This is a genomic window from Nocardia altamirensis NBRC 108246 (genome assembly GCF_001612685.1).
Lineage (GTDB): Bacteria > Actinomycetota > Actinomycetes > Mycobacteriales > Mycobacteriaceae > Nocardia > Nocardia altamirensis.
The window spans coordinates 45,550-66,411 of record NZ_BDAY01000014.1; the positions used below are offsets into that span (position 1 = coordinate 45,550).

A 20,862-nucleotide genomic window follows, 5' to 3' on the forward strand; every position below is an offset into this window, starting at 1 on the left:
AAACGGAAAGGTCGCCCGGCCCGGGGCGCTGGGTTCAGGAGGTCGCCCCATGGCACATACCGTCGCGGCCGCTGCCGTGCCCGTTCCATCGGGCCTGGCGCAGTTGGCCCGGCTGTTGCGGTCGGTGCGTGCGGTTCTCGTGCTTGCGGGACTACTGCAGGTGGTTGCCGCGGTCGCGACAGTCGCCTCGTTCGTCGGACTGAGTCAGATTCTCATCGATCTGATCCGGGACGGCGCACCCGCCGCGATCCCGGGCTGGGTCTGGGTCGTGGTGATCGCCCAGTTCGTGGTGCCCGCGGCGCATGGTGTGTCGTTCGCGCTGAGTTTCGCGGCGAGCAGGCGGGTCGAGTTCACGGCGCGGCAGGACGTCGTCGCGCATCTGCAACGGATTCCGCTCGGCTGGTTCACCGAGCACGGTTCCGCTCGGGTGCGCAAGGCGGTCGGCTCCGACATCGGCTCGCTCACCGGTCTGGTCGGCGAGACGATCCCGATGCTTGCGCGCTTCGTGACCACCACGGTGCTCGCCACCGGATACCTGGTGGTGGTCGACTGGCGGATGGCGTTGCTCGTGCTCGCGCCCGCGGTGACGGCGACGGTGCTGCTGACCAGGCACGGCCGCGACCGCTCCGCCGAGGACGCCGAGTTCGAGGACGCGGCACGGGTGTTGACCGCGAGGACCACCGAACTCGCCCAGGGCATCTCGGTGTTCAAGATGTTCGGCCGCGCCGAGCGCGGTACCGCCCGGTTCGATGCGGCCGCGGACCAGTACGCCGCGGCCTACCTGCGCGCCGAGGCGGTCGAAGCCCGGCGCACCCGCGCGACCTCGATCCTGTCCTCGTGGCTCGTCACCATCGTCGGCACCGCGGTGATCGGCACCGTGTTCACCGCGGCGGGCTGGATCGACGGTGTCGACGTCGTGCCGTTCCTGCTGCTGTCGTGGATCGTCTCCCGCGGTGTGTGGTCGCTGCCGCTGGTGCTGCTCGTGCTGCGGCGGGCCCGCGCGGTCGCGGCAGGCATCGGCGAGATCTTCGCGGAGCGGGCGCTCCCGACCACCACGCGGGCGGCCGCACCGGTCGACGCCGCGCCCGCGGTCGAGTTCGCGGACGTGCGATTCGGCTACCGGCCCGACACTCCGGTGTTGCGTGGCATCGATCTGCGGCTCGCACCGGGGACGGTGACCGCCCTGGTCGGCGCGTCCGGATCGGGCAAATCGACGCTCGCACGGTTGCTGCCGCGCTTCTGGGATGTCGACGGTGGCGCGATCCGGGTGTGCGGCCGCGATATTCGTGATTATCCACCCGAGCAGCTCTATCGGATGATCGCGCTCGTCTTCCAGGACCCGGACCTGCTGCGCCGTTCGATCGCGGACAACATTCGGCTCGGTCGGCCGGACGCCGATGCCGCGGCCGTCGCCGCGGCCGCCCGCGTGGCCTGCATCGACACCAGGATCGAGGAACTGCCCCGCGGCTACGCCTCGGTGGTGGGGGAGGACGCACTGCTCTCCGGCGGCGAAGCCCAACGCGTCGCGATCGCCAGGGCGATCCTCGCGGACGCGCCGATCCTGGTCTTGGACGAGGCGACCGCGTCCGCCGATCCGGAGTCGGCGGCGCGGATCCAGGACGCGCTGTCGAACCTGATGGCGGACAAGACAATTCTGGTGATCGCGCATCAACTCGCCAGCATCGTCGATGCCGACCGGATCGTGCTGCTCGACCGGGGCCGCATCGATGAGGTCGGCACCCACGCCGAGTTGCTCGCTTCGAACGGACGGTATGCGCAGATGTGGGCCGCGGCCAACGGCGCGGCACCACATGATGTGAAGGCGGCCGCACGATGATCCGAATCTCCGACGGGGTTGTCGCGGAACCAGTGCGGCGCAGGCTGCGCCGGTGCTTCGGGCTCGTCGCTGCGGCGGCGCTCGTCGAGGGCGGGTGTTTCGTCGTGCTCGTTCCGCTACTCGGCGCACTGCTCGAGCAGCGTTTCGCGGCGGCAGGCTGGTTGGCGGCGGCGCTGGTCGGGCTGCTGGTGGTTGCGGTCGCCGCAGGCCGGTCGGCCTCGGCCCGCCAGCGCGCGGTGACCAGCGCGATCGTTGCCTCGTTGCAGCATCGGCTGGCCGAGCAGGTGGTCCGGCTACCGCTCGGCTGGTTCGGACCTGCCCGCACCGATGCGTTGACCCGGCTGACCAACGAGGCCGCCAGAATGCTGGCTGCCGCACTCAATGGTGTTGTCGCGGTGAATATTCGAGCGGTGACGTTGTCCGCGGTTGTGTGGTTGACCTTGGTCGTCGTCGACCCGGTGACCGGCGTGGTGGCCACGGCGGGCCTCGGTTTGCTTGTGGTGCTGTTCTTCTCGGCGGCTCGGCTGCTGCGTGGTGTGACGGCAGCGGAGAACGCCGCAACCGAACAGATCAACGGTGAACTACTCGAATTCGCCAGGCAGCAATCGGTGCTGCGGGCCTACGGGCGCGCCGGTCAGGCGAACGCCGAGTTGACCGCGGCACTGACCAAGGTGCGGTCGGCGGCCGCTGCGTATTTCCGCGGCGCCATCATCGGCTCGGTCGCGTTCCAGCTCGGCACCGCCGTGTTCCTGTCCTCGGTGCTGATCACCGCGTTGCTCCGTGCGGCGACGATCGGCGTCGTGAGTGCGCTGACGGTGATCGTGCTCGCCGCCTTGCTCGTCGACGCGACGGCCGCGCTCGGCCGCACCGGCAGCGTCATCTGGGCCGCCGAACGCACCATCGCCGAGATTGCCGAGATCATCGAGACGCCGGTGCTTCCCGAACCCGACGTCTCGGCGACCACCGACGATGCGTCGATTGTCTTCCGGGACGTGGTGTTCGGCTATGCACCAGGTGACCCGGTGCTCGACGGTGTCTCGTTCGAGGTGCCGCAGGGTTCGGTGTGTGCGGTCGTCGGCCCCTCCGGGTCGGGCAAGACCACGCTCGCCCGGCTGGCCGCCCGTTTCCGTGATGTCGACAGCGGATCGATCACGGTGGGCGGCACCGATATTCGTGAACTCCGTGCGGCCGACCTGATGGCGCGGGTGTCGATGGTGTTCCAGGACGTGTTCCTGTTCGATGCGACGATCCGGGAGAACGTGCTGCTCGCGCGCCCCGACGCCACGCCGGAGCAGCTGGCCGAGGTGGCGCGGCTGGCCAGGGTCGACGAGATCGTCGACCGGCTGCCGCACGGCTGGGACACCAGGGTCGGCGAGGTCGGCTCCGCGCTGTCCGGCGGTGAGCGGCAACGGATCTCGTTCGCCCGCGCGCTGCTCAAGGACGCGGACGTGGTGCTGCTCGACGAGGCGACGTCGGCGCTGGATGCCGAGAACGCGGCCGCGATCCGGTCCGCGACCACGGCGCTCACCCACGATCGCACGGTCCTTGTCATCGCGCACCGGCTGGAGACGGTGCGCACCGCCGACCGCATCGTCTTCCTCGAGCACGGCCGCATCGCCGAGACCGGTACGCACACCGAGCTACTCGCCCTCGGCGGCAGGTATGCGAGCTTCTGGCACGAACAAGAACGGGCACAACGGTGGACGATCGGCGCGGGGATCCCGGTATGACGCAGGAGCGGAACAGCACTGCGACAGCGGAACACCACGCGATCGCCGCGGCATCCCCTGGCGCACCCGTCGAGAAAGACAGTGCGGCAACGGCGCCCGTGGGGACCGTCACCTCGACCACCGCGCGCACGACCGGGCTGCTCGTCGTCCTCGGCATCCTGGTGGTGGCGTGTGTGCTCAGCCTGACCATCGGCACACGCGATATCCCGCTGCCCACCGTGTGGGACTCGCTGTGGCATTTCGACGGCTCGGCGGATCAGCTGGTGGTGCGGTCGCTGCGGGTGCCGCGGACCATCCTCGGACTGCTCGTCGGCATGGCAGTCGGGGTGTCCGGGGCGCTGATCCAGGCGATGACCCGAAATCCCTTGGCGGACCCCGGCATTCTCGGGGTCAACGCGGGCGCGGCGTTCTTCGTCGCGCTCGCCGTCACGCTGTTCGGGTTCACCAGCATCTGGTCCTACGTCTGGTTCGCGTTCCTCGGTGCGGTGGTCGTCACCGTTGCGGTGTATGCGCTCGGCTCGCTCGGTCGCGGCGGCACCACCCCGATCCGGATCACGCTCGCAGGTGTGGCGATCGGCGCCGTCCTGAGCGGCGTCACCACCGGGCTCATGTTGCTCGATCCGGCCACCTTCGATCAGCTGCGCAGCTGGAATGCCGGCTCGACGGCAGGCGCCGATATGGACGTCGTGTGGGCGGTCGCCGGGTTCGTCGGTGCGGGGCTCGCGGTCGCGGTGGCTATCGCGCGGCCGCTCAACGCGATTGCGCTCGGTGACGACATGGCCCGCGCGCTCGGCGCCGATATCGCGGGCACCCGCAGGCTCGGCGTGCTCGCGGTGACGCTGCTGTGCGGTGCGGCAACGGCGGCGGCGGGACCGATCGGCTTTGTCGGGTTGATGATTCCGCATGTCGCCCGCTGGATTGTCGGCCCGGATCAGCGCTGGATCCTGCCGTACGCGGTGTTCGGCGCACCCGCGCTGTTGCTGATCGCCGATGTGGTCGGGCGGCTGGTGGTCCGCCCGGCGGAGCTGCAGGTCGGCATCGTCACCGCGTTCGTCGGTGCGCCGGTGCTGATCGTGCTGGTCCGGCGCAAGAAGGTGAGCGGACTGTGACACGAGGCACCGCAATAGATTTCGGCCGTCGGGTCGCCGTGGTCCGGATCAACGACCGCTTCTCGGCCCGGATCGGTCTGCGCGTGCTGACCGTGGTCCTGGTGCTGCTCGGGGTGACCGCCGCGGTCGCGGTGCTCGCACTCGGCACCGGGGAGTACACCATCGCGCCGGGCGAGGTGCTGCGCGCGATCTTCGGAACGGCCTCGCGCAAGGTCGAGTTGGTGGTCTATCAGTGGCGGATGCCTCGGGTGCTGCTGGCGATCATGCTCGGCGCCGCGCTCGGCGCGAGCGGCGCCATCTTCCAGTCGCTGACCAGGAACCCGCTCGGCAGCCCTGACATCATCGGGTTCAACACCGGCTCCTATACCGGAGCACTGGTGGTCATCCTGTTCACCAACGGCGGCTACTACCAGACCGCGCTGGGTGCGATGGTCGGCGGAATCGCCACGGCGGCAGTGGTATACGTGCTCGCCTTCCGGCACGGCGTCCAGGGCTTCCGGCTGATCATCGTCGGCATCGCGATCAGCGCGATGCTGCATTCGATGAATGTCTGGCTGATCATCAAGGTCGACTTGGCCGCCGCGATGACGGCGGCGGTGTGGGGGTCCGGCTCGCTCTCCGGACTGCACTGGGAGCAGGTCGTCCCGGTGGCCGTGGCGTTGCCGGTGCTGCTGACTTGCGCGGTGCTGCTTGCCTATCGGATACCGGTGCTCGATCTGGGGGACGACGCCGCGCGGGCGCTCGGTATCAGGACCGAGCCGACTCGACTCGGCCTGGTCATGGTCGGGGTCGGCCTCACGGCCCTCGCGACGGCGGCGGCGGGGCCGATCGCGTTCGTTTCGCTGGCCGCGCCACAGCTGGCGCGCCGGTTGACCAAGACGTCGTCCGTCGCGGTGCTGCCTGCCGCGGCGATGGGCGCGCTGCTGCTGGTTACCGCCGATCTGCTGGCCCAGCGCGTGTTTTCCCCGACCCAGCTGCCGGTCGGGGTGGTCACGGTATCCATCGGCGGTGGGTATTTCGTCTGGCTGCTTGCCAGGGAGGTGCGACGATGAATTCGGCTCCATCGAGACTGTCCGCGAACGACATCACGATCGGCTACGACAAACGGGTGATCAGCGCGGATTTGACCGTCGCGATCCCCGACGGCGCGTTCACCGTGATCGTCGGCCCGAACGCGTGCGGGAAATCGACACTGCTGCGGGCCTTGTCGCGCCTGCTTGCGCCCACCGCGGGTCAGGTGCTGCTCGACGGCAAGGCGATATCGTCCTATCCGGCGAAGGAGGTCGCCAGGCGGCTCGGCTTGCTGCCGCAGACATCGGTTGCCCCCGAAGGGATTTCGGTCGGCGATCTGGTCGCGCGTGGTCGCTATCCGCATCAGAAGCTGATCAGGCAGTGGTCGACCGCGGATGAGGCGGCGGTGGTCGCGGCGATGGCGGCGACCGGGGTCACCGAGCTGTCGGCGCGGCTGGTCGACGAGCTGTCCGGCGGGCAGCGCCAACGCGTGTGGGTGGCGATGGTGCTCGCGCAGCAGACGCCGCTGATGCTGCTCGACGAGCCGACGACCTTCCTCGACATCGCCCATCAGATCGAATTGCTTGAGCTCTTCGCCGATCTCAACCGCGACCACGGTCACACCCTCGTCGCGGTGCTGCACGACCTCAACCACGCGTGCCGCTACGCCGATCACCTCATCGCGATGAAAGACGGCGCCGTTGTCGCCGAAGGCGCACCGGCGCAGGTGATCACGGCCGAGCTGGTCGAGTCCGTCTTCGGTCTGCGCTGCCGGATCATCGACGACCCGGAATCCGGTACGCCACTGGTGATTCCGCGGGTACGCGAGCGGGAAAGACAGCGCGTCAGCGAAACCTCGACATGGAAGGAACTGTTGTGAACCACGTACGAACGCCAGACCTGGACACGGTGAGCCTGGTGCTGCATCCGCTGCACCCGCGCACCCTCGAGGTGCTCGACTCGCAGCGGCTCACCCCGCGGATGCAGCGGATCGTGCTCGGCGGCGCGGAGTTGGAGGCGGACTTCCCGTTCGTGCCGATGGCTCCCGACGACCATCTGAAGCTGTTCTTCCCCGATCCGGCGACCGGCGAGCTGATCATGCCGGTCATGGGTCCGACCGGGATGCAACCGCGCCCCGACGGGCGGCGACCGGAGTTCCGCGACTACACGATTCGCGCCTTCGACGCCGAAAAGCGGGCGCTGACCATCGATTTCGTGCTGCACACGCACGGCGTCGGTGGAACATGGGCGGCCACTGCCCGCCCCGGCGACCGGATCGGCGCGGTCGGTCCCCGTGGTTCCCATATCTATCCGGTCGGCTACGACTGCTATCTGCTGGTGGCCGACGAGACCGCGCTGCCTGCGCTGAGCCGCTGGCTCGAAGAGCTGCCCGTCGGCAAAGAGGTGACCGCGTTGATCGAGGTCCGTGACGCCGCGGACGAGATCGCGCTGCCCGAGTGGGCGCGGGTGCGGTACCTGCATCGCAACGATGCCGCGCCGGGCAGCACCAGCTTGCTCGCGGACGCGGTCCGTGCGCTCGAGCCGCCGAGCGGGCGGCTGTTCGCCTGGGCCGCAGGGGAGGCCGATTCGCTCAAGCCGATCCGTCGCTACCTGGTCGACGAGCTGAAGCTGCCCAAGACCCAGTTCAAGATCGATGGGTACTGGCGGCGCGGCACGGTGAATCTGGACCACCACGCCGAAGACGACTGACCCGACTTATTAGCCTATACAGAACTACAGCGTCTCGGGTAGCAACTTCACTGAAAGTTAGTGTAGCCTAACTCCGGTACCGGGGTCCGGCACACTGCCGTTCAGCCCATCGAATTACCCAGTGGGAGAGAGTGAATGCTTCGGACGCTCGTCAACGGAAAGATCCACCGCGCTACCGTCACGCAGGCCGATCTGCACTACGTCGGGTCGATCACCATTGACGCGGACCTGATGCGGGCAAGCGATCTGGTCGAGGGCGAACGGGTGCAGGTCGTCGATGTCACCAATGGCGCCCGGCTGGAGACCTACGTGATCACCGGGGCCGCAGGCTCGGGCGTGATCGGCATCAACGGCGCGGCGGCACATCTGGTGCACCCTGGCGACCTGGTGATCATCATGTCCTTCCTGCAACTCGATGCCGCCGAGGTGCTGACCCATCAGCCCAAGGTCGTGCACGTCGACGCCGACAACGCGATCGTCGCGCTCGGCAACGACCCGGCACAGCCCGTGCCGGGTGCGGTCGGCCAACTCTCCTCCCGTTGAGCACACCGCGCACCGATCGATATCCAGAGAAACGAGCAGACGCCATGGCCGAGGATGCCACCACCACCGTCGACCGCGAGACGGTGATCGCCGATATCGCCGCCATGCTGGGGATCGCCCCGGCCGAGCTGACCGAGGAGACCAATCTGCTCGACGCCGGGATGGATTCGGTCCGGCTGATGTCGCTCGTCGAGCGGTGGCGGGCCGGCGGCGCGGCGCACGCCGACTTCGTCACGCTGGCCTCCGATCCGGTCCTCGGCGTGTGGCTCGACGTGCTCGCTCCGTGAGTTGTTGGTTCCCAGCAGTTTTGGTTTGACAGATTCGAGGTATGACAGATGGGCGTAGTCGAAACGGTCGACGTGGTTGTCGTCGGCGGCGGGCCTGGTGGTTCGACCGTCGCGACCTTGCTTGCCCAGAGCGGCCGGTCGGTCGTGCTGCTGGAGCAGGAGCAGTTCCCGCGCTATCAGATCGGTGAATCGCTGCTGCCCGCAACGATTCACGGCGTCTGCCGGCTGCTCGGCGTCGACAAGGACATCGAGGCGGCAGGCTTCATGCACAAGCGTGGCGGCAGCTTCCGGTGGGGCACCAGCCCGGTGCCGTGGAACTTCCTCTTCGCCATTTCTCCCGAGTTCTCCGGACCTTCGTCGTTCGCGTACCAGGTCGAACGGATGAAGTTCGACGAGATCCTGCTGCGGCACTCGGCCAAGTCGGGAGTGGACGTCCGCGAACAGGCCAGGGTCACCGAGGTGGTCAACGATGCGACCGGCCGCGTCTGCGGCGTTGTCTACACCGATGCCGAGGGCAACACCCGGCGGATCGAGGCGCGCTACGTCGTCGACGCCAGCGGCAACAAGACCAGGCTCACCAAGCACAGCGGCGCCGAGCGGGTCTACGCGGACTTCTTCCAGAACGTGGCCCTGTTCGGCTACTTCACCGGCGGAAAGCGCCTGCCCGCACCGGATTCGGGCAATATCCTGTGCGCGGCATTCGACGAGGGCTGGATGTGGTACATCCCGCTCACCGACGAACTCACCAGCGTCGGCGCGGTCATCGCCAAGGAGCACGCCGCGAAGGTGCAGGGTGATCAGGAAGCGGCGTTGCGGCGCTTCATCGGCCGCTGCACCATCGTCGAGGACATGCTCGCGGACGCGACCAGGGTGACCGAGGGCACCTACGGTGAGATCCGCACCCGCAAGGACTACTCCTACGCCAACACCAAGTTCTGGGGCAACGGCATGGTGCTGGTCGGCGACGCCGCGTGCTTCATCGACCCGGTGTTCTCGACCGGCGTCCACTTGGCCACGTATTCGGCGGTGCTGGCGGCGCGTTCGATCAACAGCGTGCTGTCCGGCGAGCTCACCGAGGACCGTGCGTTCGGCGAGTTCGAGGGCCGCTACCGGCGCGAGTACGCGGTGTTCTACGAGTTCCTCTCGGCCTTCTACGACATGGAACAGTCCGAGGACTCCTACTTCTGGCGCGCACGCAAGGTCACCAAGATGGATCGCGACGATGTCGCCGCGTTCGTTTCCCTTGTCGCGGGCGGCTTCTCGGGCGAGAGCGCGCTCACCGACCCGGAGGCGCTGATCGGCAAGTTCCGGGCCTCGACCGAGGCGCTCACCACCGCAACCACGAAAACCGGTGGCATGGACACCGATTCGGGGCAGCGGATGGGCCACCTGTTCAACGCTCCGGTGGTCCGCTCGGTGATGGAGGAGATGAACGCGCTGCAGGCGCGCGGTCTCAGCGGTACGGCGACGGTCGAGCCGCCGCTGCTCGACGGCGGTCTGGTGCCCTCGGCCGACGGATTGTCCTGGGCCGAGCCTGTTCCGGTGTCGACAACACGATGAGCAGCTGAAGAAAAGTCGCGGGTGACAGCATCAAAGGCCGGGCTCGGTAACCATGAATGGTTACCGGGCCCGGCCTTTCGTGCGGGTGGACGCCGCCGTCAGAGGTCCCAGTCGGCCTCGAACTCGTCGATCTCGTCCTGGGTGAGCCCGCTGACCACGGTGTCGGACGGAGTCAGTCCTGCGGTGTCGCTCTCGGCGAGGTAGGTGGACAGACCGGTCAACGCGCGCAACCAGTTCCGGTGCAGTTCCGCGACGGTGTCGGCGGCGAGCAGCTCGGCAGGCCACGACCATTCCGCGCGGATCAGGTTTCCTGCCGTGCTCGGCACCGTCATCGCGTTGATGACCAGCGCATGGCTGCACGGCATCGACGGGTCACGCCGAACCTGTAGGGGGCGGTCCGGGTCGGCCGGCGTCCACGGGTGCGGATCGACCGAACTCGTGCCCATCCTGCCCAGATAGTTGAACAGGACCTCCGGTCGGTCGCCGTCGAGCGCGGCGAGGCGGTCGGCGGGATCGAGTTCGGCGAGAACGGAATAGCCGATCCCGTTGTCGGGCGCCGCACGCAGGCGTTCCTTGGCCAGCTTGAGGGCGCTGCCCGCGGCGGCGCCGCCCTGCATCGCGTGGCGCACGTCGAGGTCGCCGAGCGCGACCCGCACCGGATAGAAGCTGGTGAACCAGCCGACCGTGCGGGAAAGGTCGGCGCCGACGGCAACGGTTTCTTCGCGGCCGTGACCTTCGATATCGAAGACGAAGTCGGTATCGCCCGTGGTGCTGGCCACGGCCACGGCCAGCGCGGCAACCAGGCCGTCCTGCACGCCGGCGTTGAACCGCCGTGGCAGCTCGCCCAGCAGACGTTCGGTGATCTCGGCGGGCACCTCGACGGTCATGGTCTCGGCGGTGGCCGCGAGGTCGCGTCGCTCGTCCAGCGCTCTGGCGGCGAGCGCGTGTGTGCCAGAGCGGCGGGCGGTCTCCCGCCAGTAGGGGAGCTGGGCGTCGAAATGCCCGGTGCGGCCGAGCTCTTCGAGCGACTGGGCCCAGCGCCGGAACGAAGTCGGCACCGGCGGCAGCGCGAGGGGCGACCCGGCGGCCGCGAGGTCGTAGGCGGCCGCAAGGTCGTCGAGGAGCACCCGCCACGAGACGCCGTCGACGGCGATGTGGTGCACGAGCACGCCGAGCCGGGGGAGTGCGCCGGAACGATAGCGCAGCAGGATGATGCGGAACACCGACCCGGCGGCGAGGTCGAGCTCGTCGGCGAGTCGATCGAGCACGGTCCGCTCGTCTCCTGGCGCGTCGAGCAGCTGCTCGGAAACCACTGGCGCATGGTCGACCTCGTCGGGGGCCGCCACCGTCAACAGTTCGCCACGCAAGCTCGCGCGCAGCATGTCGTGCGTATCCAGCAGCGTGGCAACGGCTTCGGTGAGCGTCGCCAGCTGGACCGCCGCAGGCGCGTGCAGCACCATCGCCTGGGAGAAACGGTCGAGCCGCCCACCGTGCGCCATGACCCTGGCAATGATCGGGGTGCGTGGCAGCTCGCCGATGCCGTAGCCCGCGGGCTCGAGCACCGTCGCCGCGACGGTCGACCGGCCACGCGCCGCGAGCGCGGCGGGTGTGCGGCACTCGAACACATCGCGCGGAGTGGTCCCGAGGCCGAGTTGTTTCAGCTTGGTGGACAACCGGATCGAGACGATGCTGTCGCCACCGAGGCTGAAGAAGTCGTCGTCGGGACCGACGGCGGCAAGGTCGAGCAGGTCGGCGAACACCGAGCAGATGGCGCGCACCAGGTCGTCGGCGATCGGCGCGCCCGCATCGCCGTTCGCGAGTTGCGGCTCGGGAAGTGCCGTCCTGTCGACCTTTCCGTTGGGGCTCAACGGAAGTTCGGTGATGCCGACGAAGGCCGCCGGGATCATGTAGTCGGGCAGCTCGTCCGCCAGCGCGCGGCGCAGCGCATCGATGGTCGGTGCGGCCCACTCGGTGTCGCGGCGGACCAGGTATGCCACCAGCCTCGGCGCCCCGTTCGGACCGGTGCGCACATCGGCGACGACCCGATCGGCGTCGATGTGGTTGGCGACCGCGGACTCCACCTCGCCGAGTTCGACACGGAAGCCCCTGATCTGGACCTGATCGTCGCCACGGCCGAGGTATTCGAGCTGCCCGTCGGCCTGCCAGCGCGCCAGATCGCCGGTCCGGTAGAGCCTTTCGCCCGCCTCGAAGGGATTCGCGACGAAACGCTGTGCCGTGAGGCCGTGTCGCCCGTGATAGCCACGTGCCAGTTGCGGGCCACCGATGTAGAGCTCGCCGATGTGCCCGATGCCGCAGGGCGCCAGGAACGCATCGAGCACGTAGAGCCTGCCGCCGTAGGTCGGGCGGCCGATGGTCGGCGTCGGCGCGTCGGCGACCACCGCGAAACCGGAATCGACGCTCGCCTCGGTCGGCCCGTACAGATTGAAGGCGGTGAGCGCGCTGTCCTCGTGCATGCGGGTCCAGAAGCTCGCGGACACCGCTTCGCCGCCGACCGCGAGCCGGGCGGGCCGGTGCGCGCCGCTGTCGAGCAGACCGTGGTCGAGGTACTGCTCCATCAGCACGGGCACCGCGTCGATGTAATCGATGCGCTGTGCGCCTACGTATTCCACCACCGCGGCTGCGTCGAGCGCGGCGTCGCGCTCGAGTGCGTGCAGTTCGTTGCCGTCGAGCATCCACAGGAGTGGGCCGATCGAGGAATCGAAGGCGAAGCTGTAGGTGCTGAGCACGCGCAGCGGTCGCTGCGCCGTCGTGTCGATCGTGTAATGCCGGTGCGAGCGAAGGAGATTGCGTGGACCGCGGTGCGCGACGACGACACCTTTGGGGCGCCCGGTCGATCCGGACGTGTAGATCACGTAGGCGCTGTTGTCCGCGTGCAACCGGCCGCCGCGCTCCTCGGCGGTCAGCGGCTCCTGCGACAGCCCATCGAGATCGGCGTCGACATCGGAGCGGGTGAGCACACTCGCCGCGGCGTCCTCGAGAATGTGGCGGACCCGCTCGGCCGGGTAGGCCGGATCGACCGGCACATACGCGGCGCCTGCCTTCCAGGTGGCCAGCATCGCCACGACCATGGCCGTGCTGCTCGGCATGTGCAGTGCCACCCGATCGTCGATCCGCACCCCGTCTCGGATCAGCTTGCGTGCCAACCGGTTCGACCGCAGGTCGAGCTCGGCGAAGGTCAGCGACTCGCCCGCGACGACGATCGCGGTCGACCGTGGGCGGCGGCGCACCGAGGCCGCGAAGATATCGAGCAGGGTCGCGTCGTCGGCGGGGCCGACCTCGGCACCGCTCCACCGGTCGCGCAGCAGGTCGAGCTCGTCGGCCGCGGCGAGCGGCAACCGGCGCACGACGCTGCCCGGCTGCTCGGGTGCGACGAACGCGCGCATGAACCGGCGGATCGACACGAGGTGCCGTTCGAGTTCCTCGGCGCTGTAGCGATCGGCATCCGCGTCGCACTGCACCCGCAGATCGCCGTCCGGGGTCGCCGAGATGGTGGCGGACATGTCCTGCACGGGTCCGCGGCACAGCGACCGGATGGTGGCGCGCAACGGACCGAAGCGGATCTCGTCACCGAAGGGCTTGACGTTGACCACCGGGCCGATCCGGTCGCTGAATCCGCTCGCCAGCCGGGTGCCGTCGCCGATCGGCACGCCGCGGAACCGTTGGTGCGGTTGGATATCGGCCATCGCCTCATGCGCCTGCTCGACCAGCTCGTTCGGTAGGGCGGACGGCCCGACGTGCATGGCGAGCGGCAGCAGGTTGACCACCATGGTCGGTACCTTGGCGGCCACCGATCCGAGCCGGTTCATCATCGGCAGGCCGATGGTGATGTCGGGCCGGGCGAGGTGCCTGGCCACATAGGCGGCGAACGCGGCGATCATCACCGTGCCCCACGCGGTGCCCGTTTCGTCGGCGAGGCGGTTGGCGTCCGCGAATGCGTCGGTGCCGAGGGTGATCTCACCGACGCGGCTGCGCTGCGCCAGCCGTTCCGCGCCGGGCTGGAGCACCACGCCAGGACCGATCGATCGGAGGTGCTCGGACCAGAAGTCGGCGTCGGCGCGGTGCGCCGGCGAATCGAGGTACTGCTGCTCCTCGTCGAGCAGTTCGCGCGGATCGGCGAAGCCGCCGCGTGGTTCGCGCCCGGCGGCCAGCGCCGTGTAGATCAGGCCTGCCCGGCGGAACAGCAGGTTGACCCCGTATCCGTCGAGCAGCACATGGTGGGTGCGCAGGTACCAGAGGTGCCGATCCGGCGCGAGCCGAATCAGCTCCTGGCGCACCGGCGGTCCGGTGGTGACGTCGTGCACGACGGCGACATCGTCGGCGACCAGGCGGCGGAAACTGGCCATCGGGTCGGTCTCGGCGGACAGATCGAGCAGCGGGCCGAGCGGTGCGGGCGGTGTGCCCGGCCGCTGGCCGAACAGCTCGGCGCCCGGCTCCACCCGCATGGACAGCGCGGTCGCCTCGGCCATGGTCCGATCGGCGGCGCGGCGGAAGAGCGCGAGATCTAGCTCGCCCTCGATCTCCACCGCCGTGGCGATATTGAAGATCGGGTTGGCCGGTTGCAGCTGTTGCGCGAACCAGAGCGCGGCCTGTGCGCTGGACAGCGGCAGCCGATCGGTCGCGGTCTCGGCCGGGGCGGGCGCGACGATACTGCCGGTCATCGGGTGAGCTCCTGTGCCAGTTCGGGGCCGTAGCAATCGACCACGGCGCGATCTACCAACTGGGCGTGCGTGGCGTCGACGTCGATGACGCGGATGTGCCCGTCCACGAACCGCGCCCACTGCCTGGCCGCGTCCGCGGTCAACACCTCGGCCTGCGGTGCGGCCACGGTGGCCCGCACGAACAACACATCGCCCGCGTAGACCGGGTACTGCGCCGCGGTCATCACCTCGAGGCTCCACGCGCTGCTGCGGATGACGGCCTTGATGGTCGAGGCGTCGACGTTGGCCAGGAAATGCTGCGAACCACGGATCCGCTCGACGGCGTCGATGATCGAGAGCGTGCCGAGATCCGCTGGGGCGACCGGGATGCCGAGGGACAGCAGCGCCGCGCTCGCCGGGGCCAACTCGGCATTGCGGTCCAAGTACCGTTGCGGCACTTCGGCGGCCGTGTCGAGCAGCACCAGCGCGGGCACGTCGTGCCCGCGCGCTTGGAGTTCGGCCGCGACCGCCACCGCGACGTTGCCGCCGAACGACCAGCCGACCAGGCGGTACCGGTCGGCAGGCGCCGTCGCGACGAGCAGGTCGGCATACCTGCGTGCCAATTCCCTTATGTCGGTCGGCACGTCGCGATCACCCGCGAGGAACGGTGCTTGGATGGCGAGCACCGGGGACGCCTCAGGGAGGTATCGGGTGAGTTGGGTGTACTGCCACCCCAAACCGGTGCCGGGCGGCAGACAGCAGACCGGATCGCCGCCCGTGCCGTTGCGCAGTGTGAGGATCGGCGCGGTCATCCGCGCGGTGCTGCCTTCGGCATCCGCACGGTCGAGCTGCGCGGCCAGCGCGGACGGACTGGGATGGGTGAACAGATCGGCGATCGCGACATCCAGCTCGAGCCGATCGCGCAGCGCCCTGCGCAGGGTCATGATCAGCAGCGAGTGCCCGCCGAGGTCGAAGAAGCTGTCGTCGACGCCGATCGGGCGCTCGAGGACGTCGCCGAAGATATCGCACAGCCGCTGTTCGAGCAGCGATCCCGGTGCGCGCCCTGCGGCGCCCTCCGGCACAGGGACCGGCAGTGCCGCGCTGTCGAGTTTGCCGTTCACCGTCATCGGGATCGTGGTGATGGCGGTGACCGCGGCCGGAATCATGTACGTGGGCAACAGATCCGCCAGTTGTCCCGGCACGGTTGCCGCGGTGTCCGGATCGGCGTCGGGCGTGAGCACGACGTACGCGAGCAGCCGGAGCGCGGACGCCGACCGGTCGGCGATCACCACGGCCCGCTCGATACCGGCCAATCGGCCGATGGCCGAGGCGATCTCGTTCGGCTCGACGCGGTAGCCGCGGATCTTGACCTGGTCGTCGCCGCGGCCGTGGAACTCGAGATTGCCCGCGCGGTCGAGCCGGACCAGGTCGCCGGTGCGGTACATCCGGCCGCCCGGCACCGCGGGATCGGCGACGAAACGTTCGGCGGTCAACCCGGAGCGGTCGAGATAGCCACGGGCCAAACCGATTCCGCTGACATACAACTCGCCGATCGAGCCGGTCGGCACCGGCCGCAACCAGCTGTCCAGGAGGTAGGCGTCGGTGTTGAAGATCGGTCGGCCGACGGTCGGTGTCGCGCTGTCCGCGGTGCCGCCGCCGAGGGTGTTGATCGTGTACTCGGTGGGGCCGTACAGGTTGTAGCCGAAGGTGTCGTCGGTGTCGCGCAACAGATTCCACACGCCGTCGCCGACCGCCTCGCCGCCGAGCAGCACCAGCGCAGGCCGGTGCCTGCCCGCGCCGCGTTCGAGCAGTCCCTCGGCGATGAGGTGTTCGGCATAGGTCGGGGTGACGTTGAGAACGTCGATCCGGTGCGTATCGCAGTAGCGGACCAGCTCGCCGGGGTCGCGGCGCAATTGTTCGTCGCAGACGTGCACGGTGTGCCCGAAGGCGAGCCAGAGCAGCTCCTCCCACGACATGTCGAAGGCGAACGACACGGTGTGCGCGATGTTCAGTTGCCGACCGCCCGCGAGTTCGATGGCAGGAACGAAGATTTCGCGCTCGTGATTGCGCTGCATGTTGGTCAGCCCGGCATACGGCGTCACCACGCCCTTCGGTGCACCGGTCGAACCGGAGGTGAAGATGACGTAGGCGGGATAGTTCAGCCGCGCCGGATTGTGCCTGCCGAACGCGCCGAGTTCGGTGTCGGTCAACGCGGTCGCGGCGGTGGCGGCGAGCCGTGCCGCCACGTCGGGGCTGTCCAGGACGAGCTCGGGAATCTCGCGATCGGCGAAGCGGTGTGCGGTCGCGGCGGTGGTCACCAGGACCACGGGTGCGGCCGCGTCGAGAACGGTGTGCAGCCGATCATCCGGGTGCTCCAATTCGAGCGGGACGTACCCCGCACCGGTGCGCAGCACCGCGAACAACGCGACAACCATCTCGATGGTGCGAGGAATCGCCAGTGCCACAAATGCTTCCGGCGCGGCGCCGGCCGACTGCATGACCCGGGCCAGCCGATTGATCTCCGCGTCGAGTTCGGCGAAGCTGAGCCTGCGGTCGCCGAGCACGAGCGCGGGCGCCTCCGGCGTGGCCAGCGCCTGCGCGGCGAGCAGGTCGGCGATGCTCTCGGTGCCGACCGCACACGCGTGCCCGGTGACCACGTCGCCGCGCAGGCTACCGACGTCCAGCGCGGCCAGCGGCGTCGTCATGGCCTGCTCGACGGTCGCGATCCTGGTGAGCAGGCCGACGAACTCGTCGAGGAACTGGTGTGCGCGCGCCGTGTCGATCAGATCGGGGCGTGACTCGAGCTTGACGGTCAGCGTCGGGCCCGGCGTGACGACCACGGTGAGCGGATAGTGCGTGTGATCCATGCTGGAGCCGCCGACAATGCCGTGTTCGGCACCGAGTTTCGCGTCATCGATGAAGTTCTGCAGGACGAACAGCACGTCGAAAAGCTGTCGATGCCCGGCCGCCTCGGTGATCTGGGCCAGCGGAAGGAACTCGTGCTCCATCCGGTCGAGCCGCTCGTGGTGCGTCTGGCGCAGCAGCTGGGCGAGAGTGTCTGCGGGGCGCAGGCGGGTACGCACCGGGATGGTGTTGAGGAACATGCCGATGGCGCTGTCGACCTCGGGGATCTCCGGCGGGCGCCCGGCGACGGTGTTGCCGAACACGATGTCGCCGCGCCCGAGGTAGCGCGAGATCGTCAGCGCCAGTGCGGCATTGAGCACGGTGTTCACCGTCACTGCGTGCTGCAAGGCCCGCTGCTCCAGCGCGCTGGAATCGGCGGCGGACAGCGTCACCGTGCGCACCTGCGGTGTCACCGGCACGTCGAGTGATGCGTTCGGGGCGATCAGGCACGGCTCGGTCAGATCGGCGAAGGCCGAGCGCCAGTACGCCGTTGCCGCGACCGAGTCCTGGCCGCGCAGCCAGGTCAGGTAGGCAGGGAAGGCTTGGTGCGGGCTGGTGTCCTGGGTGGAATCGCCGTAGTACGAGAGCAATTGGGCGATGAACGGCCCGTTGGACCAGCCGTCCCACAGCAGGAACTGCCGGTTGACGGCCAGCACGTCGCCGCCGTCGGCGCGGCGGATCAGCGTCGCGCGCCACAGCGGTGGCTCGGCCAGGTCGAAGCCGGTCGCACGGTCCAGCGCCAAGGTATCCGCCAGGGCCCGAGCGCCGTCGTCGCCGCCGAGCTCGGACAGATCGACCACGCGCAGTGGCACTTCCGGCGCCCGCGCGATGATCTGCACCGGGTCGGACAGCCCGCTGTCCACGACGCCTGCGCGCAGGCTCGGGTGCTTGCGCAGCAATGCGCCGCAGGCGGCGCGCAGCGCGTCGACATCGAGGGCATGGTCGAACTCGAGGGTGAACTGGGCGGTGTAGATGTCCGCGGTGGGCAAGGACGAGCCCGCGGCATAGCGAGATTGGAAGTACAACCCGTACTGGAGCGGCGAGAGCGGCCAGATATCTTCCAGCGCAGCAGAGGTCGCGGCCTGCACGGCGATGATCTCGCGCACCGACAGGTCGATCCTGGTGAGATCGGCGGGCACGAGCCCGGCCTGATTCGACGCGTCGGCCAGGTGGTGGACGGCGTGCTCCCACGCACTCGCGAACGTGTCGACGATCGCTGCCGCTGCGTCGATGGTTACCGCGAGCCGGAGCCCGGACGTGGTCTGTGCGACCACGGCGGTGAGCGCTAGCGGACTTTGCGAGCGAGTCGGCGCATGCACGGCGACTTCCGCGCCGAGCGCACGGTGGTCGAGCACCGACAGGGTGATGTCGCCGATGACGTTGTCGCCCATGGCAATCGCGGTCTGCGGGTTCAGGTGGCGCAGCAGCGCATAGTCGACGCCGTTCATCGGCTGCGCCCGCAACTGCTGAGTGGCGTCGGTGAGCGCGAGCACCGCGTCGGCATGGGAGGTGAGCGCGACCGGCGCGGTGACCTGGAATCGGCCGACCAGCCCGGAGCGGTCGATGCTCCTGCCGTCGCGCACGAGATCAACGACCACGGTCGCGTCCGGCCGTGCGGCGGTCTGCGCGGTGGCGATCGAAATGGCCGCCAGTAGTACGGATTCGAGGGAGATCGCCGACGTGGCGAGCGCGTCGGCGAACCGGTCGAGCGGAATGTCCAGGCGCACCAGCGTCGGCGACGAGCTTGCTCGGTCACCGAACGGTCGCGTCGAGGCGGTGCGGGCGCGCTGCCACTCCGGTAGCAGCGCAACAATATTCGGGTCCGTCGCGGCAGCGCTCGCCCACTCGGCGTAGTCGCCCAGGCTGCCTGCGATCGGGTCGTCCTCGACCCGGCGCAGCGATGCGTCGAGCTCACCGCACAGGATCGGGAGCGTGTACGGGTCGGCGGCGAACGGATGGACGGCCAGCGTGAGTGTCCCGGGCCGGTCCGGTTCGCCGGGGGTCCACGCGGCGGCGACCACGATCGCGTCCTCGGCGGACAGCAGCTCTCGTGGGTCGGTGTCGGCGGAACGCACGTCCGCGGTGATCGCGCCGACCGGGAGCACCTCGAGGTCCCACAGGTCGTCGACGATGGCGACGGCGCGCAAGCGCAGAGCGTCGTGGCGATCGATGAGTGCCTGCACGGCCGCGCCGACCTCGGGTGCGCCGAGTCCGGGTGGGGTCGGCATCGACAGGGTCAGGAATTCGTCGAGTCCCGGTCCGGTGCCGTTGCGGCGCAACAACTCCTCGATGCCGGGCAATGGCGGCAGCGGACCGTGGCTCGGATCGGTGCGGACGATCGCGGCGCGGCCATCTGTCGGATTCTGCGTCAATTTCTCCACTTCCGTTCAGCTTTCCGCGGTGCCCGCGTTGCGGTCCGCGCGACACCGCGCCGCCGGATGATCCGGTCGGCGCGGTGGCACAGGGTCGGTCGGTCCGGTTGCCGGATCAGGCCGCGGTCGTGTACCGCTGCACCGCATTTCGTACGTCTTCGAGCTGGAAGTTCGCGGATTCGAAGGTGTAGGTGTACGGCGTGCGGATCGGGAAGAGGTTCCCGGCCTTGACCGCGGGCAGCGCCTTGAACACCGGCGAATCGAGCAGCGCCTTGGTGCGCTGGGTCGGCTGACCTTGGGTGTCTGCCTCGAAGAAGATGGCGTTCGCGGTGGCGAGACGCGGGATGTCTTCCATCGAGATCTGCTGCTGGTATCGGGCCGGGTTGGGATCGGCCCCGGTGAAGTAGGTGAAGCCGGATTTGGTCAACCGCTCGTAGGTGAGCGCCTTGTTCGTCGCGATCTGGAAGTTGCCCGCCTGCGCGGAGCCCTCGGCATAGACCACCTGCCCGATCTTGGCGAGCTTGTCCTTGTTGGCCGCCGCGATATCGGTCCACGCCTTGTCCAGGTCGGTGAGCCGCTGCGTGGCATCGGAGCCCTTGCCGACAACGTCGGCCAGTTTTGCGTAGTTCGCCCAGACCGCGGGCGGATCGGGGACCTCGAGCGCGACGGTCGGTGCGATGTCCTGCAACGCCTTCAGGTCGAGGTTCTTGATGCCTGGCCTGGTCATGGTGACGATCAGGTCGGGGTTCAGCTCGACGATCTTCTCCAGATTCACCGAGCTGTTGGGGCCGCCGACGGTCGGGACGTCTTTCACCTTCGCCAGCGCGGTCGGGCTCGCGTTGTCCTTCAGGTCGTCGAACATGCCGACCGGGGTGATGCCGATATCGACGAGCAGGGTGCCGACCAGCCAGCCTGCCAGCACCCGCTTGGGCTGGGCGGGTACCTGGACATCGCCGAGCACCGTGCCCGAGATGACGCGCGTCGCGGACGCCGAGCTCTCCGAACCGGATTCGGAATTTCCCCCGCAGCCGGCGACCAGGGTGGTGACGGCGAGCACGGCGACCAGCGCGCGAGCACTCGGGCCGAAACGGAGGCGGGGCACAAGCCTACTCATATATCTTCCATTCATGGGGTCAATTCA

At 68.9% G+C, this 20,862-nt stretch carries 12 protein-coding genes and 1 pseudogene; 9 read left to right on the forward strand and 4 right to left on the reverse strand.

Annotated features, from left to right (window positions below; translation table 11 throughout):
• Positions 1 to 49: 49 nt before the first annotated feature.
• From NA11_RS09590 to NA11_RS09630, 9 genes are all read left to right on the forward strand, one after another.
• Positions 50 to 1,837 carry an ABC transporter ATP-binding protein gene (locus NA11_RS09590; RefSeq protein ID WP_069161459.1) on the forward strand — a complete coding sequence of 596 codons (1,788 nt, stop codon included), beginning with the start codon at positions 50 to 52 and terminating at the stop codon, positions 1,835 to 1,837.
• On the forward strand, positions 1,834 to 3,567 hold the full coding sequence (locus tag NA11_RS09595; protein ID WP_069161460.1) for an ABC transporter ATP-binding protein: 1,734 nt from the start codon (positions 1,834 to 1,836) through the stop codon (positions 3,565 to 3,567). Before NA11_RS09590 ends, NA11_RS09595 begins: the two co-directional genes overlap by 4 nt.
• Positions 3,564 to 4,676 carry a FecCD family ABC transporter permease gene (locus NA11_RS09600; RefSeq protein WP_084654422.1) on the forward strand — a complete coding sequence of 371 codons (1,113 nt, stop codon included), beginning with the start codon at positions 3,564 to 3,566 and terminating at the stop codon, positions 4,674 to 4,676. The genes NA11_RS09595 and NA11_RS09600 overlap by 4 nt, the downstream gene beginning before the upstream one ends.
• Complete coding sequence (locus NA11_RS09605; RefSeq protein WP_069161461.1) at positions 4,673 to 5,728, forward strand: FecCD family ABC transporter permease; 1,056 nt, start codon at positions 4,673 to 4,675, stop codon at positions 5,726 to 5,728. Before NA11_RS09600 ends, NA11_RS09605 begins: the two co-directional genes overlap by 4 nt.
• The gene (locus tag NA11_RS09610) at positions 5,725 to 6,567 is read left to right on the forward strand and encodes an ABC transporter ATP-binding protein (RefSeq protein ID WP_069161462.1); all 843 of its coding nucleotides are present in this window, start codon (positions 5,725 to 5,727) and stop codon (positions 6,565 to 6,567) included. The genes NA11_RS09605 and NA11_RS09610 overlap by 4 nt, the downstream gene beginning before the upstream one ends.
• Positions 6,564 to 7,397 (forward strand): siderophore-interacting protein, encoded by an 834-nt coding sequence (locus NA11_RS09615; RefSeq protein ID WP_245745799.1) that lies wholly within the window; start codon positions 6,564 to 6,566, stop codon positions 7,395 to 7,397. The genes NA11_RS09610 and NA11_RS09615 overlap by 4 nt, the downstream gene beginning before the upstream one ends.
• Before the next feature lie 135 nt (positions 7,398 to 7,532).
• Positions 7,533 to 7,940 (forward strand): aspartate 1-decarboxylase, encoded by a 408-nt coding sequence (gene panD / locus NA11_RS09620; protein ID WP_069161464.1) that lies wholly within the window; start codon positions 7,533 to 7,535, stop codon positions 7,938 to 7,940.
• 44 nt (positions 7,941 to 7,984) lie between these two features.
• On the forward strand, positions 7,985 to 8,227 hold the full coding sequence (locus NA11_RS09625) for a phosphopantetheine-binding protein (RefSeq protein WP_069161465.1): 243 nt from the start codon (positions 7,985 to 7,987) through the stop codon (positions 8,225 to 8,227).
• Positions 8,228 to 8,275: 48 nt separating this feature from the next.
• Positions 8,276 to 9,787: a tryptophan 7-halogenase gene (locus NA11_RS09630; RefSeq protein ID WP_069161466.1), complete on the forward strand. Its 1,512-nt coding sequence runs from the start codon at positions 8,276 to 8,278 to the stop codon at positions 9,785 to 9,787.
• A 98-nt stretch (positions 9,788 to 9,885) separates the two neighbouring features.
• On the opposite strand, the gene NA11_RS09635 is transcribed toward NA11_RS09630, so the two are convergent.
• The 4 genes and pseudogenes from NA11_RS09635 to NA11_RS09645 form a co-directional block, all read right to left on the reverse strand.
• The gene (locus tag NA11_RS09635; protein WP_069161467.1) at positions 9,886 to 14,466 is read right to left on the reverse strand and encodes a non-ribosomal peptide synthetase; all 4,581 of its coding nucleotides are present in this window, start codon (positions 14,464 to 14,466) and stop codon (positions 9,886 to 9,888) included.
• On the reverse strand, positions 14,463 to 15,257 hold the full coding sequence (locus tag NA11_RS47320) for an alpha/beta fold hydrolase (protein ID WP_439957055.1): 795 nt from the start codon (positions 15,255 to 15,257) through the stop codon (positions 14,463 to 14,465). Before NA11_RS47320 ends, NA11_RS09635 begins: the two co-directional genes overlap by 4 nt.
• Positions 15,258 to 15,293: 36 nt before the next feature.
• Positions 15,294 to 19,577: pseudogene (locus NA11_RS09640) on the reverse strand (amino acid adenylation domain-containing protein); the annotation flags it as partial.
• A 259-nt stretch (positions 19,578 to 19,836) separates the two neighbouring features.
• Entirely contained in the window at positions 19,837 to 20,835 is a 999-nt protein-coding gene (locus NA11_RS09645; protein WP_069161469.1) for an ABC transporter substrate-binding protein, read from the reverse strand.
• Between the last annotated feature and the right edge of the window lie 27 nt (positions 20,836 to 20,862).

Excerpts from the sequence above, each read along its gene's own strand:
- NA11_RS09595 (WP_069161460.1), top strand. The coding sequence starts at position 1,834 with ATGATCCGAATCTCCGACGGGGTTGTCGCGGAACCAGTGCGGCGCAGG.
- NA11_RS09630 (WP_069161466.1), top strand. The coding sequence starts at position 8,276 with ATGGGCGTAGTCGAAACGGTCGACGTGGTTGTCGTCGGCGGCGGGCCT.
- panD (WP_069161464.1), top strand. The coding sequence starts at position 7,533 with ATGCTTCGGACGCTCGTCAACGGAAAGATCCACCGCGCTACCGTCACG.
- NA11_RS09590 (WP_069161459.1), top strand. The coding sequence starts at position 50 with ATGGCACATACCGTCGCGGCCGCTGCCGTGCCCGTTCCATCGGGCCTG.
- NA11_RS09600 (WP_084654422.1), top strand. The coding sequence starts at position 3,564 with ATGACGCAGGAGCGGAACAGCACTGCGACAGCGGAACACCACGCGATC.
- NA11_RS09645 (WP_069161469.1), bottom strand. The coding sequence starts at position 20,835 with ATGAGTAGGCTTGTGCCCCGCCTCCGTTTCGGCCCGAGTGCTCGCGCG.
- NA11_RS47320 (WP_439957055.1), bottom strand. The coding sequence starts at position 15,257 with ATGACCGCGCCGATCCTCACACTGCGCAACGGCACGGGCGGCGATCCG.
- NA11_RS09635 (WP_069161467.1), bottom strand. The coding sequence starts at position 14,466 with ATGACCGGCAGTATCGTCGCGCCCGCCCCGGCCGAGACCGCGACCGAT.
- NA11_RS09610 (WP_069161462.1), top strand. The coding sequence starts at position 5,725 with ATGAATTCGGCTCCATCGAGACTGTCCGCGAACGACATCACGATCGGC.
- NA11_RS09625 (WP_069161465.1), top strand. The coding sequence starts at position 7,985 with ATGGCCGAGGATGCCACCACCACCGTCGACCGCGAGACGGTGATCGCC.